Here is a 20,705-nt window from a genome sequence, read left to right on the forward strand (position 1 = left end):
GATTTATAACGGCATCAGGATAGAAACCTGCCATGCCAAAATATTATTTTCTGCACTGAATCTAAAATTTTTGCAATATGTGTACCATGCCCCGGCATAAAGCATGTCTGTTTATCCATTAAATTTTTTTCAAGAAATAATCTATCGCAGTCCGGGATGAGGTGACCGTTTGACCGCCATCCGAATGAAAAAGAGAAAAGGCCATGTTGAGACCATGGCCTTTTCTCTTTTTCATCTGATCCGGTGATAGGATCTCTCCCTCGGGTTGCCGTATCCCCGTAGCAGACAATTGGAAACTGACAAAAGAGTACACGACAACAATAAGTTTTAATTTCCTTCAATTCAAATCATTGCAGCTTGTACTCAAGATGCCGGCAAGTCATTATCAATTATGGGGCTGGTTTGATGCCAAGCCCCATAATTGTTTTCATTCAAACGAATATATTATTTAATATCTTTTAGATATATCCTGAATCCTACCCCTGATTTTTTCTTCTAATACCCAGTAAAGCACAGATACCACCACCGAGGAGAAGTAGGGATGATGGGATTGGAACCATGGATGCGGTATAGACCACAGAACCATCAGCTAATTCTTTATTAAAAAGTATGACATCCGCCATAACATCGCCAAAGCCCATCATTAAAAAAAACGAATCTTGATTAAACATTATTGGTTCTGGTGTTAATAAGGTATCAATTTGAAATACAACGCCGGAAGTTAGCGGAAAACTACCAAAAGTATTATCTAAACCGCTAACTCCTATATTGGGAGTAAATACTTTGAAAATATCCCAAACAGGAACACGAGTTACAGCACCAGGAATCAATTCAGCTCCAATGAGCACCATCTCATCTTGAAAACGAGTTTGAAGCATTGCGTTTCCAGCAAAATCCCATCCCTGATCAAGGATATCTAATTGAAAACCAGTAACAACCGACAAATCAACAGTGTCATCAATAACAAAAGAAGTGGTAGCTGAAAAAGAAATCGCCGGAATAAAAAATAATAAAAAAACAGATAGCATAATTTTCTTCATGGAATTCTCCTAATAAAACAAATTATTATTGTTGTGTCATTATACCTTTTACACATCCCATATCCAGAACATTGATAATGCCATCAGAATTACAATCCATCCAAGGATATGCGTTACCTCCATTAACCATGTAGTTCTTTACTGACCCCATGTCTAAAACATTTATAATACCATCAGCATTTACATCGCCACGTTCATGACTCTCTGTTGCTCCAAATACCACCCCCCCATCCATCAAAGTGCCGTCCACCTGGACAAAATTGGCATAATCGCCGCCCTTGCCAAGCTCCAGCCCGATGGTCGGTTCGAAGGGCATAGCAGCGTCCATCCGGGTGAATGTGACAACAGCCATGAGTTGTCGATCTCCGACAACACCTTCGGTGGGAGCGGATTCATCAAGCTTGCCGCCCACGATGACGACTTCTCCCTGGGTGGATACATCCGGATCTGCATTGGGTGTGGCCAATGGAGAGGCAGCCGTTCCAAAATACCAGGTGTCGTCATTCTTGACCGCTGTCGGTGAACCCACTTCATCAGGGTCATATGTGAGCTTCACGCCATAACTGACGATTGGATCTGTAATATCCGCATAGATGTAAACCGCTATTTCTGAGTCTGTGTAAGCCCCCTCCGCATACACAGACACATCTGCAGATGCCGAAAACGACATCAAAAAAATGAGGGAAATAATCCCTCCGATAAATTTTGCACTTTTCTTAATCATGAGTTGCTCCTCTCAATAATTTAAATTATTAGAAAGACCTTAAAACTGCTTTAGAAAACTGATTTTATTAAACTTTGAAATACGGGTTACGCTTAAATATGCAATATTTACACCAGGCCTAAATCGATTTTAAAAAAAAGATGATCTTGCCGTAATTCCTGGGAACCATTCTATAAACCACTGAATATAAAGAATATTTTTTCTATGTTTTTTAAAAAAATATTCTTTATATTCGATTTTGATAATAATGAACCAAAGATACAGAGGAAAAACAATTCCCATTATTTTTTAAGCAGGATTCTCTTTTTTCGTTCATAATTTTACCAAACGCCAACTGAATACGAAATCGGCAAATAAGCCTTAAAGCCCTATAGTCAAGGCCTATCCCAAAAAATTACAAAAAAAATCCCTTGTCGCAAATTTCCAAAACCGATCAAACTGAATGGAACCCGCTATATTTATATCAAATTCTACGCCTTTCCCTTAGGAAATGTTATACCTTTTTTGTGAATTTTTTTTCCTGCTTTTAAGAAATTTTTGTAACATTTGCACCAACGGAAAAGGACAAATCTGAAAATTTTTAAACTTCTAATTTGAATATCTCCCCAAGCTGTAGTATGACAATATTCAATTCTTATACTGCAATCGTTTTTGGGAGACTTAATCTTATGACAAAAACACGAATTTTCTATCTGATTTTAATTACCACTTTAGTGTATTGGCCTTCCATGGCCATGGCCGAAGTGACCATGGAAGATTTCCGCCAGATAAGCTCTTCGGGCAATCCGCTTGATACCGCTCTGTCCGGGGACGGACAATTATTTTTCGTCCTGACCCTCCAGGGATCGGTTGAGATTTATTCAGCAGACGGCAATTTAAAAGATACCCTCCAGCTTGCGAATTCCGCCGACAGGATTGTCACTTCCAGATCGGGAGACCGAATTTACCTGTCTGACTCGCGAAACAATATCATCAAGGTGATCCGTGTCGATTTCGTTCAAACTATCAGCACAGAAGGCTCCCCGATCAAAGGCACGCCCGGGGCACCGGTAACAATTGCGGTATTTACGGACTTCCAGTGCCCCTATTGCGCCAAGGCGGTCCCATTGCTTGACCAGGTGCTTGAACAATATCCTGGGAAAGTCAACATCCTGTTCAAGAATTTTCCCTTAAGAATGCATGAATTTGCCATACCCTCTGCCCTGGCCGCATTAGCGGCAGACAAACAGGGAAGATTCTGGCCGATGCATGATCTTTTATTCCAAAGTTATAACAACTTAAGTGAAGAAAAAATCCTTGAATGTGCCAGACTCGCCGGGCTGGACATTGAAAAATTCAATTCAGACCGCAACGACCCTAAAACAAATCAACAGGTTCAAATGGATCTTAAAAACGGTCAATCTGCCGGTGTTCGGGGGACGCCGACTATTTTTGTAAACGGGTACCGGTTAAAAAAACGGGGAATGAAAGGGTTAAAAAAATTAGTCGATGCCGAGCTTCAAAAGCTGGCCGTTGACAAAAATCTCCCATAATTTCCCTGGACGTTTTTTTACCCATAGGATATGTCATATCCGGCCGGGATATTACAGTCAGAAATAGGAATTGTGACTTTTCTTTTATAATTATGAAAAAAATTATCCAAAAAAATCGTAAATATCGCCAACAAAAACTCAAATCGCCCTTTTTTGGGGAAAAAAGTTACGATTATTGCGAATTAAATAAAAGTTACGATAAATCATGTAATCATTTTTCTGTTTTTAAGTATTTTTTTTCAAACAAAACATAATTTGATACTCTTTCAAATTGGTAAAACCAAGCAAATTCAATGATCAGTTATCACAACTTGTACTGCAGTCTACCTCATAATGATTAAATATCTTCCAGAAGGCATCTTTCTTTTCAACTTCAGGAGAGTCCCAGTCATATGCACCGCCGAAATCGTGGGCTGATACATACAATTGTGATGGTTTAAACTCCCATGCTGAACCTGCATATTGCCATCCTAACCGCACGGTAATGTGTTCCCAATCCCCCACATGGTTTTCAAAAATTGTTGAGAATACCGATTTGCCCCTGTTGTAAGGATAATAGAAAAAGTAAACGAGATCCACTACCGCCACATCAATCTCACCAACAGGAATTTGTTTTTTGATGAAATACGCATATACCGGCGCAGAATCTTCAGACTGGGTGTCATCCAATACGGATCAGATTCCGGGACAATTTGACCGGCCCATATCTTCGGCAAATTTTGCCATATCTTTGCCGTCCTGGTCTGAATCTTTATCAAGGTCTCCCATGCATCCGCCGGGACAGCCGGCTTTGCCGAACTCAGAGGCCATGATTTCAAGATCCCCGGCATCGGTGTCAAGGTCGTGATCCACATCTCCTTCACAGACATCAAGCTGCACATTGAGTGCAGTTGAAGCGGGCCCAATGCCCTGATTAAGGACCCATGCCGTTGCAGTAAAATCACCGGAAGCCGTATCCGGCACCTGCCAGTCAAAGTCCAGCATAATCTCGTCCTCACCATTGACCACAAACTTCCGGGCAGGCAGCTCATAGATGCGTCCTCCGGCCGTATTCTGGATGTTCACCTTCAGGCTTCCGGAAACTGTATAGGACTTGTAATTGGCAAACGTCACCTTAAAGATACCGTTTCCCCCTGCCGGCAATTCCTCCGGACCTTCAATCTTAAGGCTGCCGCTCACAACTGAAAATGGGACAGATTCACCTCCCACCGGCAGCTTTCCCCCATAAAGGAGTGTGACCTGGGCCGTGTAAGATCCGTCATCCAGTTCCTCTCCTTCCCAAGACAGGGGAACTGTGAGGGTCTGTCCCGCAGGCACAGAATAGAACCTGGAAACAGTATGTCCGACTCCCTGGCCTGCCGAATCGACAAACGCAAGGGCCACTGTCAACTGGACCTCTTCACTGCCGATGTTGGACACCCGTGTCGTTGTCCGGACGGGATCACCCGGCGCATATTGTTCCCGATCCAGCGAGTATTGTGAAATCATCACTTCTATGGGGGCTTCGTAGGTAATTTCCAGGGTAAAATAATCAGAAAACCAGGTCTCATCCGTGGTGGGATTATGCCGGATCGGAAAAACCGTAAACAAGGCCTCACCGCCGGAAACCTGATATTGAACAAGATCTGCTTCATCCGGGACCGGGACGGTGATGTCGGTTTCGGTGGTGTAGTTCAGTCCCCCTTCCGACCAAGGCATGACCTTTGCTATGGGGATATTATAATCTCCGATATTTCTGAAATTGCTCTTGACCAATTGAACATCCAGAATCTCAGCTCCCGGGGGCAGGGGCATGGAAAATCCTTTGATAAACGGCAGGATGGGCTGATCCGGTGAGACGGCAACCTCCCCACCTTTGATTGAAAAAAGCGCATATTTGATACTATTCTGCTCTTCAACATCAATCCTGTATTCCGGCAGGGTGATGTCAATGGTCCTTTTGTACACAGCTGTTTCCTGGGCCTGAATATCCAGGGCCGCCACGGTGTAGCCTTTGGCAGCAGCCGCATCCGACTTACTTTCCACCAACCCTTCAGCAGCAGCCGCGTCAGGGTAGAACAGAAAGGACCAGGGAACCCCGTAAAGTTGAAATTCCGTCACGGTTTTCCGGTCCAGGGCGTCCTTTGATCCAAACCCAAAGGTATAATCCTGCTTGGCTTCGGCCAGGGCTTTACCGATGGTCATGGAATTGGAACCGCCGGGCATCAAAAGGTTATCAAAATACCGCTGTATCAGCCGTTCTCCCCAGGTGCATTTGTGCAGGTTATTGGGAGATCCGTAGCTGAAACCGGTGGCCCCGATGTATGACCGGGCGCCCTCGTGAATCAGATCATACACCATACAGTTGTCGATCCCGCCGTCAAGATCTATATCCGGCACCGGGGTTCCGCCGTGGCACCCGACGATCATGGCAAAGGGGTGGTCGTTATCAAACCGGGTGTAAACAGTGGGGGTGTCACCGGGATCAAAATCATCGCCCGGTATGACGGCATGATCATACCCGTCGTGCCCGCCGATAAAAAACAGATCCATGCCGCCGGCGTTATTGGCTGCATTCCTGAAATTATTGTTCCAGCTCACACTCCCGCCCTCCCAGGGAGACATGACGTCAATGGTCTGCACCTCGCCGGCAGGGGTGTTGTCGTTACGGACCGTGAACCCCCGGCCGATAAAAAGGCCCGGGACATCATGCAGGTCTGCAATTTCACCGGCCCGTCCGTCATCGGGTTCCAGGCCCAGTTCCCAGCCGTCAACACTGGCCATGACGATACCGCCGGTCCGGCCGTTGTCCCAGTTGACCGCCTCTTCAAGAAGCTGAAGCATATCGGCTGCAGTTTCGCCCAGCAGGCGACCGTTCCACAGTTCAATATCCCCTGTCTGCCAGTCCGTACCGCCGCCAAGGTCCGCGTATGGGTTGTCGGTGAAAAAATAGTCGTGATCCGTTGCCAGAATAGCCGGATTGGTGGCGCTGTTGACATTCCATGTCTTTTCATCGTTGTAGGGATCATTGTAGCGGTAAAAGGGCAGGATATCATCATCCCCCACCAGCAGCAGGTAACGGGGAGAGGCCACTGGAAACGTAAACTGTCCAATGAACGGCAGGTTGACACTCATGAATTGCGTGGCATCGTCATGCCAATCTTCAATCAGGTCATCCAGGGCATTTGCCGCCACGTTTGCCGCGGCCTCGCTGGCGTAGTCAACATTGGTGTTGTCCCAGTTCAACAACCTTGAATCATAGCGATCGGCATAATAAATCACCCCGGTGGGTGAATGACTCGCCGGATGTCCCTGGGCTTCTTTAAAGAGGCGGGCCAGCAGATTGTTCACCTCACCCTCGGCCAGGTTGTCATACAGCAGCTCCCGATTGGTCACAATCAGGGAACTGACCGCTTCCGGTGCCAGGATCCGGACCTTACCGCCGGCGGTGGAATCAAATGCAGGCTGCAAGATTTCTGCAGCAAGAGAAATATCCTGGGGCGGGGTGTCCTCGGGAATCAGGAAACGCCAGACAATCTGTGTACGATAAAACACGGGAACCCCCCAGAACAGCACGGGAGACAGATCCGCTGTCACCCGGTATCTGCCGGAGGATATCGTCTGGTATGAAACCGTCGTACTGTCGGCACCGCTGGTGGGCCTGACCGATGTCCGCACGGGAGAGCCGAAAACATTATTGGCAACCGTGAGATCCACGGAGATATTATTCGTGGCCGATGAACTGAGACTGAACAATTTAGCCACCACCTCCAGACGGGTGTAATTGGTGGGTCCCTCACCAATATCCCCGGTCACTTTATTCACCACCACCCCTTCCAGGGCATCTTCCACGCTTAAAGAGAGAAACAGGGGAGGCGGGGTAAAGGCGGCAAGATAAGCCACCGTGTTTATGAGCAGCTTTTTACCGGTTGTTGTCATGGTATCCGGGGAATTTCGAAACCCCCAGAGCAAATATTCATTTTCCCGGGTCAGGGGGTAGTAACTTTCAGAGCCTTCCATCCGGCCGATGAGATCCACTTGGGTTGGCAGGCTGCCGACATACTCTTCAACGGCCGGAGAGGATTCACTGTAAAGCCCCAGTATCCCTGTCTTTGGAATACCGATATCAAAAAAAGAGGTGAAAATATCGTGACCGGTGGTGGGAACATAAATGTTCTGCCCCGAACCGACGGCCCCGTTTCCCCAGTTGATGAAAAGCTCCATTTCCTGGAACAGGGCGGCCCCGCCGTACCCCAGACCCAGAATCGGTTTGCCCGAGTCTGCCAGCTCCCGGACCGCATCGGGGTTGTCATAATCATAATGATATCCTGTGTCATCGCCGGTGATAATCAGGTCAAAAGAGGAAAAATCAGTTCCGCCCAGGGTCCTTACATCCAGCAGGGAGGTCGTGAACCCGTTGGCATCCAGAAGGGCTTTGAAATGCTGGGCTGCCGCCGTATTTTCATCATGAATGTAACACACCTTACCGTGTTTATTTGTGTCGGCCCATGTCCGGAAAGCAAAATCATATCCGGGCGATGCCTCTTCCACTGAGCTTATGCCGCGGATATAGTCTGAATCACGCAATCCTTCCCAAAAATAACGGTTTTGAACGTCGGGTGAGTCTGCATCCGCCCACACCTGAATGACATAGGAACGGTTCGGTTGCAGGGATATTTCCGGTTCTACAGGAATAGATACCCAGCCGTTGGCCGGAACATTCCGTGAAGAGACAACAGATTCCCATAGAACCCGTTTACCGTCCTTTATCGCCACCAGCAGGTTTCCGGGAAAACCGGATTTGTGGATATAAAGATCCACCTGTGCCAGGGATGTCTGGACAGGTTTAAATTCCTGCCAGCGCACAACGTTTTTTTCAAACCAATATCCATAGGGGGCTTCCTCCTGGAACTGATCAACCACCAGTGCCGATCCGTTTGCCTGTGCTGCAGTTAAACCCGCCGCCAGAAAAAAGAATCCCAAGACGAAAAAGCAAAAAAGGAATGATCGTGTTTTCATTTTTTTTCTCCTTAAATTTTTATATTCCGGTGTTACCGCCGGCATCAACACCGTAAACAGCTAATCGACGATCATCTGACAGCCCACGGGCAGACCGCATATTTCGCCCCGGTTTGCCCACAGCAGATGTTGAAAGTCCTTTGATGATACAATTACCGCCAGCCAATAAAGAGAGACGCAGCAGATCATTATGAAAACAGTATAAATTCAGCCCGAAACGATTTGAAATTCTAATATCAAAATTCATATCAAAGTCTCGAATTTGTGTAAAGCAATATTCAATTATATCTGCCCTGACATATTAAAATCTGGCATATTAAAATCTGGCCCTTTTTCAAACCAATCCCATCTGCATGGCCTTACACTGATATGGTTTACAAACTTCCATGCGCACGGGGGCAGCCATACGTGAAATTATGAATGCCAAAAATATAATGTCTATTTACCTCTTCATAAAAATAAAAAAAAACAGATTCTGAAGAAAAACCATCCGGAATTTTTATGGCATAGTCATATTAACATATGTTGAAGATTCAAAATATTGCAAACCTGTTTCTTTTTCGAGAGGGGTCAGTCGAAAACTCTCATGCCCCTCAAACATACTCGGATGCTGGGAACGCGATGCTTGAGCACTTACTGCTCACGGGCAGATACCACCGAATGTCAAGGCAAACTCTTTCAGATCTGAAAAAGCGCCTCCGCTTGCATAGATCGATAGGTCCTCGCCGTCCACATCGCTGTCTTCGTTTTTGTCCATCGGGCATGATCCAGGCAAGATGATTTCATAAATACGGTTGTAGCCGTAATCCGCAGCCCAAAGTCTCCGTCTTGCAGGATCGATTTCCAGAACGGTCAATCTGAATTTGTTAAAACCTGTAACAACCGAAGTTACATCGCCGGTAAGAGGATCTATTCTAAAGATGGCCTTGTCCTCATGGGATGTGGCATAGAGTTGGTTTTCTACTGGATCAAAAACGATGCTGCCCATTCCTGCAACTGGCGTTTGCAGAGCAATAGCCGTGAGTATCCCGTCAGGAGACAGAGAATAGATGTTAGCACTGTCAAAGTAGTCCGCCACATAAACAATTCCGTCAGGATCAGCGGTCATATCAAAAATATCGATATCACCGGGATCAGCCATGACAAGCCGTTCCCCTTGTGAAGCGCCTGGAGAAAACGCCCAGATCTGATCAGGGCCGCCACTCCCACGGTCGGATATTAGAATATCGCCCGCATTCACGTTTGATCCATTGAAACCAGGCGGTGCGAAAGTCATGCCAAAAGGATCGTCGTCACCTGAGTGAAAGCCCGACACCCAGACCTGATTTGTGCCTCCCGGTGTTCGCCTGTAAAGATTGCCGGAATAATCCTCGCTGACAAATGCATTCCCCATAGCATCAAAGATAAGGCTGGCAGGTCGATCGTAAGCTTGCAGCCTGATACCACGCTGGAAGCCGGTTGCCCGATACAATCCCTCCAGCAAAGCGATATCATCCCGGACAAGACCATAGAGACTATTGTCAGCCGGATTCAAAGCAATACTGTTGATTCGGATAAAGCTCTGATACCCCGCCGAACGTATTTCAGGGTCAATAATGACCACAGTGTCGTCGATCGGCCCACAGCCGTACTCGCGTCGGCCGAAATTGTCGAGGCCGATGGTTTCGGTGCCCTCAAAGAAATCCGAGCTAATCACAATCTGGGTAACATTCCCAAGCAAGGCTTCCCAAGTGCCAAAATCTACTGTCCACACCTCGGGATCAATCGGAAACTCATGCGTTGTCCAAACAAGGCCGCTCGTCGGAAGAGCAGCTGGATCAATCGAGACGTAGGCGGAGCCCAGGGGCCCTGATATTCGAATGAACTCTTGGGGGCCAAAGGGGGCGCCGCTTCTCTCAACAATTCTGAGGTCAATCGTCACGAAGCCGTTCAGATTGAGACTCGACCAATCGCCCAGGAACCTGGCGGGTGGATAGGCCCTGGCGTCACCTTCTGCCAGGCCGGTGATCCTTGCGTACCCGCCACTGTTGCCCTCCTCACCTGGATTGAAGACAGCAACACCAGTTGTCCCCTGGAAAAACCAATCCTCAGTTCCGGCCTCGGCGAAGTCTGCATAGGGGCAGGGATTCGCAACGGTCTGCGGATAGACGGAGAGTACAACATTATCGATCCGGACCTCTTCTCTGCCGCTCACGAATTCTGCATTGAGCCGCAGTGAATTGACATTGGCGAGAATGTCTTCCCATGTCCCCGTCTCGATTGTCCAGTCTGTTGGATCAAGCAAAACCTGGTAGGTAGTCCATGTCCCATAGGCGGGGATGTTGACTATTGGATCGTTGGCCCAGGCCGAGCCTCCTGGTCCGGCAATCCGAAAATCATATGTGCCTGGACTAAGGCTGCCGCCGCTGGTATTCTCAAGATACACGTCATAGGAAATAGAGTCGAAAATTGTAGCGCTGCTCCAATCACTGAGAAAGCTGGGTGGTGAAACTGCATAATTGCGAGCTCCGGTAAAAAGGTCGTTGACGTCGAGATTTCCGCCTGGATTCCCGCCTTCCGCCTGCCAGGTAAAAGCAGTATCGCCAGTGACTGCCCAGTCTTCCAAGCCGGATACAAATTGACTGCAAGGCTGGCGGCAATGGGGTGGGAGAGGTGGGGGAGTACCTATGCTAAGCGTACTGGGAAGATCAATCAGATCGTCCTTTGCTGTGATATGAAAACCGGTCACAGTCTTGATCGCTATAACCCCGTCTGGGGTGGCCATCGAAAATGTCGGTTCGGACATTGTTTCATCGAAAGAGGTCGGTCCATAGAATGTTTCGTCGATGATTGCACCATTCAGGGATGTCCATGCTACATCGAAATTCTGTGGGAGTCCGTAGGCGCCGCCGTGCTGGATTTGGCTCGTGCCTGTTACGAATCCCTGCAAGCGGTAGCTTCCTGTTGCTTCGGCCAACGCAAAAGGCGATACTCCTTCGACTTGCAGGACTAAGCCCGCCGTGCCGGTACCAGGGCTCCATGCAACCCTCGCAACCGTTCCGTCTATGGTGACGATCATTCCAGTCGAACCCGCAGCAAAGGCGACGAAGAGAGCGACTTGATAGTCTCCGATAGTAAGCGGAGCCCCTGGTACACCAATGTCCAAGACACCTGTTCCACTTGTTCCGAGGTCAGCGAATTCTATAACACGAGGGGAAGTTACGGAAGTCTCATAGAGCGTGGCGCACAATCCGCCTCCAGCACAGTTAGACTGAGCTGTTGCACTCTTGATGCTGGAGACCGTCATGCAGCAAAGAACAACCAGGATAATAAGCTTGATGCGTATCACAGTATTCCTGTGACGCACCAGATCAGCAGCAATCCTATTTATTGAATTCATTGCACACCAGATTTTAAAAAAAATGATACGCTTTTTCATGTTACTTCCTTTTTTTATTATTGAAAATGCTGCCATTCATCTTCGGGCAATTATTGATATAGGAGTTTCTTTGACAAATCGTTCAAAAATAAGGCTGAACTTAAAGACCCATCTGCAGGCAGAACAACCTCAAATCCTCATGGTCCACGCCTAGGTTTTTGTCAAGATCCCCCGGACAGGGGGATTGAACACTGCAGTCGGTCCTGTTGAAATTGGACGCCATAATCACTATATCACTGCCATCAACATCCTGATCCTGGTCCAAATCAGCATCCGGCAATTCTCCGGGAATCTTAAAACACATGGAAAATTTTGAAGATGATTGGCCCCCTCATCCGTGTCCCCGGGGTCGTTGAGTGTGGGACCAAAATCTTTTCCAAGGTCTATACCAGGCCCGATATTGGAAAAGATACGATTGGAAAGCAGCGCATTGGCAGTTCCCAAATCCACAACAACCCCGCAGCCGAAATTATGGGCAATGGTATTGCTGGCCCCGGGAAGAATACCCCCCACAAGATTCCCGCCTGCACCATCGCCAACAATCAGCCCTGAGGGTACATTGGGAACCTGCAGTCCCTTGATCCGTATCACACACTTCATCTCCCGGGTTGACATCACTTGCATCCAGATTTGAGTTGACAACAAAAACCTGTGCAGAACCACTCCCTGCCAAAAGAGTTAACAGCAACACCAGCCCCATCATGATAATTTTTTTCATATCCGTATTCCCGTTTTAAGATTTCAATACCCTTTATTGAGATTCGTTTCACCTGCTTCATTTTTATTTTCTCTTTTACAGATAACGAGTAATGTTAAATTTACATACAGTCTTTCTTGCCGAAACGCTTATATATGCCCTATAAAATGGAGCCAGCACCCGCCCCCTTTTCAACAATGTGCCTATTAATAAACCCGGGCCCTATACACAGAGCCCTGGTTGTTACCCTCTATTTTCTCTTATTTCTAATTAACCCCATCGGACGATATCGAGCAGGGGCAGTCCGTTCGACCCAATTCACCTGCAATCACCGTCAGATCAAGACCGTCTACATCGCCGTCATAATGAAAGTCCCCTTCACAGTCTCCAGAAAGAACGCAGTCGTTTCGCCCGAAATCGGTGGCAAAGGTTTCAAAATCATCTTTGTCCACATCGCCGTCCCGGTCAAAATCAACCCGGCAGTAATCGGTATCGTCCTTGGTCATGAGAGCGAAGGCCATGTCTGTTTTTCCGGTCCTTATGTCGTCGATCCAGAATTCCTGGCCCCCGATCATGAAGTCGTGAATGATCCCTTCAACCTGAATGCTACCCGAGCTGTTTCCAGGGGACCCGGTTGCATTGACGGTTACGTGAACGCCTCCGATATAGGTGTCGTGCATATCCGCCAGGGTATTGAAATTTCTGAAATCATTGTTGATCTGGAGGTTCATGTTCCCGCCGGTATATTTGTACAAAAGGGATAGCATGTGAACAGGCGCGGGGAAATCGAACTTGAGGTTGACGTTGTTGAGATTCATATCATTACCGGTTCCTCCGGCATTACCGGAAGTAACATTTGCTGTTCCTTCATCGTTCCAGTCACCGTTTCCCCATTGAAAATCTGCTAAAGAAACGAGGACGCCGCGGCTGGTGAACTGATCAGAGTTTACCGTTAATGGATTCAGGTCATATGTAGTGCCTGCGGTTAAATCATTAAAATCAACCAGTTTTCCGCCCAGGTTCTTCCAGAAACTGCTGTTTCCCTTGACGGCAGCATCATTCCAGTGATCCATGGAGGTTTCCCATCCCCAGTAATAACAGGGTTCGGTCCCGGTACAGTCCGGGGTGGCGGACAGGGACAGCCAGTAAATATTGTCCCGATCCTGGAAAAAGGGTTTAAGGCCCTCCTGGGTCAGGTCGGCCACATGATAGTATTTGTGCTCCCACCAGGTTTCCTTTTCCCCCTGGTAATACCGTGTATGGGGGATGGAATCCCAGTATTGTGTTTCGACCTCGTCAGGGGTCAGGGTGACATTATAAAGTTGTCCTCTTGCCGCCGGGTGGCTCCAGGGTATTTCGGGATCATTGCCGGCTGGAACATCCAGATAGAACCCTAAATTAAAACTCTGCATCTTGGGTCGATCGATTCCTATCGGCGGCATGGGAGTATTCTCTGACCAGTGGCGGCGGTTGTCCCGGGTCAGGTAGGACCCCCAGAAATGAACCTCAGTCACGGGTTCCCCGTTGGTGCACAGGAAATCATCGGCCACAAGGGCTCCGGGAACATCCGGATTCTGGTCGTCCAGCGGATAGGAAACAATATTGAGTCCCTGGGCCATATCCGGGAACTGGAGCCATTTGACCGGTCCACCGCAGGTGGTCAACTCAAAGGACATGTCAAGGGGGACGAGGGGGGGATCGAAAAACGGATGGTAAAGGCGTTCCCAGTTTTTATCGGTTGTGTAGTCTCTTTCAACGGCCACATCATTCCACCGGTCCATGGAATTTTCCCATCCCCAGGGAATCTGACTGTCGTTGGGAACGGCTGAAATATTCAGCCAGTAGATCGTACCCCGCCTTTGCCAGAAAATTCTAGGCAGATCCAGGTCGTACCGGTACTTGTGTTCGAATATCGGTTCCTGGCCGGTTCCCCAGGGAAGGGAAATGGAGGCCACATAGGTTTCTGAGAAGTCTTTCACCCAGGTTTCGTAGAGGAGCCTTCCCGGGCGGCTGAAGTCTTTGTTTGCCTGGTCTGCGCTTGCCGGAATGTCGGAATAGATCTGAATTTTAAAAGCTTGTACACCGGGTGTTTCATCCGACGGTACCTCATTGATTTTTTCCCATTCAGGATAGGATCCCCAGAAATGGAGATCCGACACCGGGCTGCCCCCCAGGCAAAGCCAGTCATCGGCAACCGAGGGCAGGCGTCCCCCATCAAAGGAGGCGATGGATTCAATATTTACACCGGTTTTCATATCCGGCCGCTGTTTCCATTTGATCCCGTCCAGGGGCGGCGGTGGTTCCTGAATCCCAGGCTCCTGGTGCTGTTCCCAGAACCAGCCCCAGCCTCCATTATCGTTTATGGTTCCGTCATCGCTGACCATGAGCTGTCTTCCCCGGACCAGGATGGTGCCGTCTGTTGGGATTTCCACTTCCACAAACACATCAAAAAATGAATCCGGCTGAAGGATTTCGCCTGCGCCAAATTCTTCCAGAACGTTTCTCCAGTCAGAATTCTCCTGGGGAATGCCAAGCCCTAATTTGGACATCTCCCCAAGGGGAACCGGTGCTTCAAAAACCTTTGCCTGGATCTGGCTTACGGCAATAGGCATGTCAGTATCATTGGTCATGATCAGCCGGGTACCCCGACCCTCCTTGAAAATATTGAATCCAGTAACGGCAACCTGACCCGGCCGGGTTGGTCCGGCCACCACGGGATTTCCGTTCCAGGTCCACCATCCTTTGAGGTCGGCAATGATATTTTTATCCATGACTTCAAACATGATGCCGAAATGGATCCACTGGCAGAAGGTAATGACGCCGTCGGTCTTAAAATCTATGGTGAATTTCCAGGCATTGGTTCCCGGGATCGGTTCAAGGGTATGGCCGCTTTCCTGCCAGACCCCTGTTTCCGAATCTCCATAAATAATGATATTTCTTACGGTTGGTCGTGTGCCGTTTGTGGATTCTACAATACCTTCAACATGAAAATCATTGGCCCGAAGATCATAATCAAAATGGACATCGTCGTTGATGGCTACGACAATGGGCGTATTTGGGTTCTCCAAGGGTTCCTGGTGCTGTTCCCAGAACCATCCCCAGTCTTCCTGCACGGTTTTTGATTCCATAAAAATCGCAGGAACCTGCCGGCCCCGGAGCATAAGGAAGTTGCCCGGTGGAATTTGCACATCAAAAAAAACATCAAAGAATGAACCTGGCCGGATTTCCACACGATCAGGAATGGTCTGAACCGGAAGCCATATGAGATGTGGGTATTTGAGAGAATCTTCTCCCGGTCTTCCCACCCCGCCTTCCTTTTTGGACATATCTTCAAGGGGAACCGGATCCGGTTCAACGGTTTGAAGATTCGCATCTTCAAAAATCACCCACTCCATCTGACTGACCTGAACGGGCAGGGAAGAATCATTTGAGATCCTCAGTCGGAATTGAGGTGCCCCTGTTGGGTCTTTTGTCACCTCAAACCCTGTCACCGCCACCTGGGCCGAATCTCCAACCTGCATGGGTTCCCCGTCCAGGGTCCACCATCCCACCAACCGGGCAATGATATTTTTGGCTTCCACATTGAATTCAATGCCGAAATGGATCCACTGGCAAAAGGTTATAAATCCGTCGGTAACAAAATCCATGGTGAATCTCCACTGGTCAGGGGAGCCCGGGACCGGGGTCAAGGTCCAGCCGGATTTGCTCCAGTTTCCCGTGCCCGGATCACCGAAAATAATGATTTCATTGATATTCGGCTCAATTCCCCCTGCCGAATAAACAATTCCCTCGATATGAAAATCATTGGCCCTGTACCCTTGGTAATCAAAATGAATGTCATCGTTCAACCCGACAACAATCGGTTGCAACGCAAATGCGATTCCGGCCATAAAGATTATACCCACGATTGTAATAAGTTTTAGGATTAATTTCATTTGGCCTTACCTCCTTTTTTAAAATTTATTATTTGATTTGACAGGAACTTGCTTTTTGCCAAAAAATAATGGAGTCGGTTAGCTTTTGTGAGACAACCCAATTGTATCCTCTAATTTAGACAAGCTGAATGGCCGAATTCATATGAAAATGCATTCCAATTTTCATTTTTCTGGAGTTTTCCTGCTTTAAAAAAAACACTTAAAACAAAGATTTCCAACAAAACACGTTATCCTCCTTTCCTTTGATAGAACCATCACAGGAACTCACCACGGCCAAAAATAGATTCTTGCCAGTGGTAAAGTTCTTCCGCTTGACTGTCCCCTGGGTGGGGACGCCCTACGATTTAAAACACCTTCATAGTGAACTGTTTGGCGATACTTAATACTTACATTTTAAAGATCTCATTTTTTTATTTTACCCCCCACTCGATATTCCGTGCATCTTTTGAGCGAAAAACTGGTGTTGCAATATTTTTCAAAACAGCATTGTTCTCATTCATATAACCAAAATTTGCAGCAAAATCGGACAGGCTTATTCCATTTTCCTGAACACCTGCAAATTCAACAAGATCTGTTCCATCTATGTCACCATCCTTATCATCATCAAAAAGCAAGGTGTAGGAAATATACTGTGCTCGAACTGCTTGATCTACTCCCAGTGAAATACTTATAGTCTTATCCATAAGCGGGCCACCCGGCAAATCAATTCCATATCGATCAGTCCATTTGCTGAACACCCAGTTGCCATATTTATGCTGGGCCTTAATATCAACACCCATGAGCGAATCAATGTTAAAAATTCTGATGAATCTACCCCTGGCATCCTGCCTGTAATTCACATCGGGCATATCAACCATAAAGTATGGTGTAAAATCAGCATCTGAAAGAATCACATTATTTTGTTGATCCAGCTGCTCCGCTGCCACCAACACTTCCAAATCCATCAAACCGAGAAGTTCATTTTTTGGCGTAAAATCATACTTCAGTTCCAGACGCAGACTGATGATATCGATATCGGCCCCACTGCTGTTTGTTGCAGTTTTTGAAATCTCGAGATTCGCCCATGCTGAAGGACGCGAATACAACATGATATCTTGCGGTGCACTCCCACCTAAAAGACTCCGCAACAGCGAATCGCTGGCCTCACTTGGCTCCTTCGGATCGATCAGATCGTCTATCGGATCGTATCGTGCACCCCAGACAATCGGATTGGTAGTATTTTGATTATAGTGTTTAAACTGCAAAACTTCACCGTCTGACTTAATATTTGAAATTCCTGAATGCTCAATATCAAAATCAACGAACGCAATAGATCCATAATTTCCATCACCGGGAACTGTACTCATCGAGTATACCTTGAATTCAACGATTCTAATATTTTCCTCGGACAGAGGGAAAATGCCCAGATTAATAAGATTCAGCATAACAGATTCACCATTATTAATCTTTGTCAGTTCATCTGATGTCAAATTAAAACGGACCGGGACCGATAGTTCAGGCCTATTTGCATTGTAATCAGCCAGGATAGTCTCGGCCACCTCAGCCAGCTGATCTTTATATAAACTTTTTAAAGTATTAAACTGAGCCGGAGTGATTGTATGATCCGTATTCAAATCAGCAATTTCAACAAATTTATTAATCAATGCCTCAAAATCAAGCGTGGCGGTATATGGTTGGAGCAATCGGTACTCATATGCTTTGGCCATATAATAATGATATTTCAAGAGTCGATCATAGGCGCGCCGCTCCATATTATCCAGATACATGGTTGCTTTGGGATCAAGCACTGCAATCCCCGCTGATATCTGCCTGTTCATGGCATCAATCGCCAGAATATTCTGTACAATGGTGTTAGAAAGGGCAGACACAGACTGCATGACTGAAGCGAGTTCCTGAATAAATTTCTTTTTAGCTATGAGTAAATCCTCAATTTTTTGGACCAGTTCTTTATATTCATCTGATTCTTCCTTTAGTTTCTCCAATTCAGCATTAATTTCACTTTCTGACGCTTCTAAAGAACCCAAATAGGTCTTCATATCCGTCAAACCAGCCGACAAACCTTTACTGGCATCACGCATGTCTCCAAGATATTCGATCTTTTTTGATTCAACACTGTCTGGATCAATACCTTTAAGTGCATTCTTCTGGTCGTCGCTGGCTTTATTAAATTGTTCGCTAAAACAATTGGTTGTAAGATCTGCACCTCCAATAATCGTATCCCAGGGTTTATCCGGATCAAAATTACTCGCAAGGGTCATCCCCCCTCCGACTGCGCCAAGGACCGGTTGATAAACAGGAATCATCGTGCATATGGTGCCGGCAGTTTTCAACCCCATTCTAATGCTGACCTCCCACCAAGGCGGTCTCAAATTATTTGTCGCCTGCATCACCAGCTCGGTTTCTTTTGCCTCCAGTTCCCATATCAACTCTTGGGTCCTTGTCTGAAGGCTTTGTGCTTTGTTTTTCATGATGGGAACTTTGCTTGCCGCAGCATCGTAGTCAAGTTTGGCCTGTTCAATTTCCAGCCTCAATTGATCACGTGATGCCTTCAGGGCATCCACTCGCTGCTGTTCCGTTGCTGCTTTATTTTTGACCCAGTAAGCCAGATAGAGCATGTTGATGGCTCGATCAATTTCCTGGTCAAAAACAGTGGTGTTTACTTCAAAGCTGAGCATCGGAACCCATCCCGCCGGGTTTCCAAAATAATCCAGCCCATTTTCTATGCGGTGAAGAAAAATCTTCATTTCATCAGACATCTGTAATAGTTCGTACTGCTCGCCTTCAGACAGGTCATCCCAACTACTATCATTTTTATAGGCATCAATAAGACTCACATACTCTTCGAGTCTTTCTTCTGCATCCTGTATCCAGTTGCTGATATACGCATTTTTAGCATCATTAAAAATTCTGCCGACCAACAGTGGATTCAGCCAGGCATAAGGTTTTTCTTCGATGGCTGGATATGCATAGCCGCCGGACGTACCTGTTTTAAGATCAGCGGGATCACCATTTTCAGTTTCCCCGCTACTCAAAGTTTGAAATCTAGCAGTAACACAATAATATGCCCGTTTCTTTTCCCATTTATATGGATATCCCCTGTATCCTCCTCGATAATAACTTCTACCATAAGGAGGCTTTGCCGGCGTCCCTGCCAAGCCTCCGTTATAAGAAGCAAAGGGTGCCACATCATAGTTTGACGACAAAACACCACCGTCTCCGCCATCACCAGGCTGACCTGGTGAGGTGGCATCCCCTCCACTGGTTGGTTTACCAGACGCTGTTCCATGTTCAAAAGCCTTTATTGGGATGCCGACAGCACATTGGTTATATCCAATATAATATATTATCATGACACCTTCAGGCGCATTATATGAAAAACTAAATGGCCAATCGCTCCATTTAAATCCAGTCCAATAGACATCCACACTAACGCCTTCAACCCCATCTTTACCATCTTCCCCGGGCTGCCCCTTTCCTCCCGTCAGGTCAAATTTTGTTGTCGGTGAATCAGAATAAAACGAACCAATATTCAATTCAATATTTCCCGCTTTCATACCGTGGGCTCCGGGTGTAGCATCACTGTTAAAAGGCGGTTTAGTGGTTTTTTCCTCCGGAGTTGTTATAATTTTAGCGTCGGCTCCCTCAAAGCGCAATTCTCTAGCCGAGATGATGACGTTTGTCTGTTTTAAACGAAGTGGACTGCGAATGATCAGTCTTTCGGCGATGATTTCCATCTCCTTGATATCCCGACGATCATTATATGACTCGTATAGGCCGTTTTCATGACCTTCTTCAAAAATAATTTCTTCACCGATAATACGGAGAGAATGTGTTGTAGTGGTATTATAATTAAAATTTTCAAGCAAGAGGCTGGGATTGTCGAAAATATCAATATCTGAACTATCCCCGGTTCCGGGTTGTGTATGACTTTCCGTACTGAATACGTCCTGTTCAGGTATTAGATTTGCCATGGGAATTATTTCAAAAGAATGGGAAAGCCAGTCATCACCCGAATCAGCACTTATTGAAACTGTAAAAGGGTGTTTATCATCTTCATCTGGAGTGTATTTGAACCGCACATCAGTAGCAGAATCATAAACCAATTCGTAATGGCCGACAGGTTCAGGATCTGCTACAACGTCAAAAGATGCACCGGCATTATCTTCCCAGTGCACCAGGAATTCGCACAAAACATCGTGCCAGACAGTTTGGGTTGGAATTTCATTAACATTAAACCGCGGCAACGCTGCAGCAGTTGAACATAGCAAAAAGATATATATACTGAATGTATAGATAAGATTCACTTTAATATATTTCATTCTCATTTTCCTCACCTCTGTTTTTCATTAATTGTTATATGT

General features: G+C 46.7%; 10 protein-coding genes. 1 reads left to right on the top strand and 9 read right to left on the bottom strand.

All coding sequences use genetic code 11. The annotated features are described in order from the left end of the window. Positions 1 to 476: 476 nt before the first annotated feature. Both ACZ45G_RS17205 and ACZ45G_RS17210 read right to left on the bottom strand, forming a co-directional pair. Complete coding sequence (locus ACZ45G_RS17205) at positions 477 to 1,040, bottom strand: hypothetical protein (protein WP_464171713.1); 564 nt, start codon at positions 1,038 to 1,040, stop codon at positions 477 to 479. Positions 1,041 to 1,065: 25 nt separating this feature from the next. Beyond that, positions 1,066 to 1,764 carry a dockerin type I repeat-containing protein gene (locus tag ACZ45G_RS17210; RefSeq protein ID WP_464171714.1) on the bottom strand — a complete coding sequence of 233 codons (699 nt, stop codon included), beginning with the start codon at positions 1,762 to 1,764 and terminating at the stop codon, positions 1,066 to 1,068. A 668-nt stretch (positions 1,765 to 2,432) separates the two neighbouring features. Between ACZ45G_RS17210 and ACZ45G_RS17215 the strand changes: the two genes are divergently transcribed. Continuing rightward, complete coding sequence (locus tag ACZ45G_RS17215) at positions 2,433 to 3,296, top strand: thioredoxin domain-containing protein (protein ID WP_464171715.1); 864 nt, start codon at positions 2,433 to 2,435, stop codon at positions 3,294 to 3,296. Between the two features lie 297 nt (positions 3,297 to 3,593). Here ACZ45G_RS17215 and ACZ45G_RS17220 read toward each other — a convergent pair whose 3' ends face one another. From ACZ45G_RS17220 to ACZ45G_RS17250, 7 genes are all read right to left on the bottom strand, one after another. Further along, positions 3,594 to 3,965 carry a hypothetical protein gene (locus tag ACZ45G_RS17220; protein WP_464171716.1) on the bottom strand — a complete coding sequence of 124 codons (372 nt, stop codon included), beginning with the start codon at positions 3,963 to 3,965 and terminating at the stop codon, positions 3,594 to 3,596. 6 nt (positions 3,966 to 3,971) lie between these two features. Next, positions 3,972 to 8,294: a C25 family cysteine peptidase gene (locus ACZ45G_RS17225; RefSeq protein ID WP_464171717.1), complete on the bottom strand. Its 4,323-nt coding sequence runs from the start codon at positions 8,292 to 8,294 to the stop codon at positions 3,972 to 3,974. A 19-nt stretch (positions 8,295 to 8,313) separates the two neighbouring features. Continuing rightward, positions 8,314 to 8,541 (bottom strand): hypothetical protein, encoded by a 228-nt coding sequence (locus ACZ45G_RS17230; RefSeq protein ID WP_464171718.1) that lies wholly within the window; start codon positions 8,539 to 8,541, stop codon positions 8,314 to 8,316. Between the two features lie 393 nt (positions 8,542 to 8,934). After that, positions 8,935 to 11,712: an NHL repeat-containing protein gene (locus tag ACZ45G_RS17235; protein WP_464171719.1), complete on the bottom strand. Its 2,778-nt coding sequence runs from the start codon at positions 11,710 to 11,712 to the stop codon at positions 8,935 to 8,937. A 228-nt stretch (positions 11,713 to 11,940) separates the two neighbouring features. Beyond that, the gene (locus ACZ45G_RS17240) at positions 11,941 to 12,327 is read right to left on the bottom strand and encodes a hypothetical protein (protein WP_464171720.1); all 387 of its coding nucleotides are present in this window, start codon (positions 12,325 to 12,327) and stop codon (positions 11,941 to 11,943) included. A 348-nt stretch (positions 12,328 to 12,675) separates the two neighbouring features. Further along, complete coding sequence (locus tag ACZ45G_RS17245; protein WP_464171721.1) at positions 12,676 to 16,344, bottom strand: DUF7901 domain-containing protein; 3,669 nt, start codon at positions 16,342 to 16,344, stop codon at positions 12,676 to 12,678. Positions 16,345 to 16,754: 410 nt separating this feature from the next. Further along, positions 16,755 to 20,663 carry a hypothetical protein gene (locus tag ACZ45G_RS17250; protein ID WP_464171722.1) on the bottom strand — a complete coding sequence of 1,303 codons (3,909 nt, stop codon included), beginning with the start codon at positions 20,661 to 20,663 and terminating at the stop codon, positions 16,755 to 16,757. Positions 20,664 to 20,705: the final 42 nt, after the last annotated feature.

Source organism: Desulfoconvexum algidum, assembly GCF_055382125.1.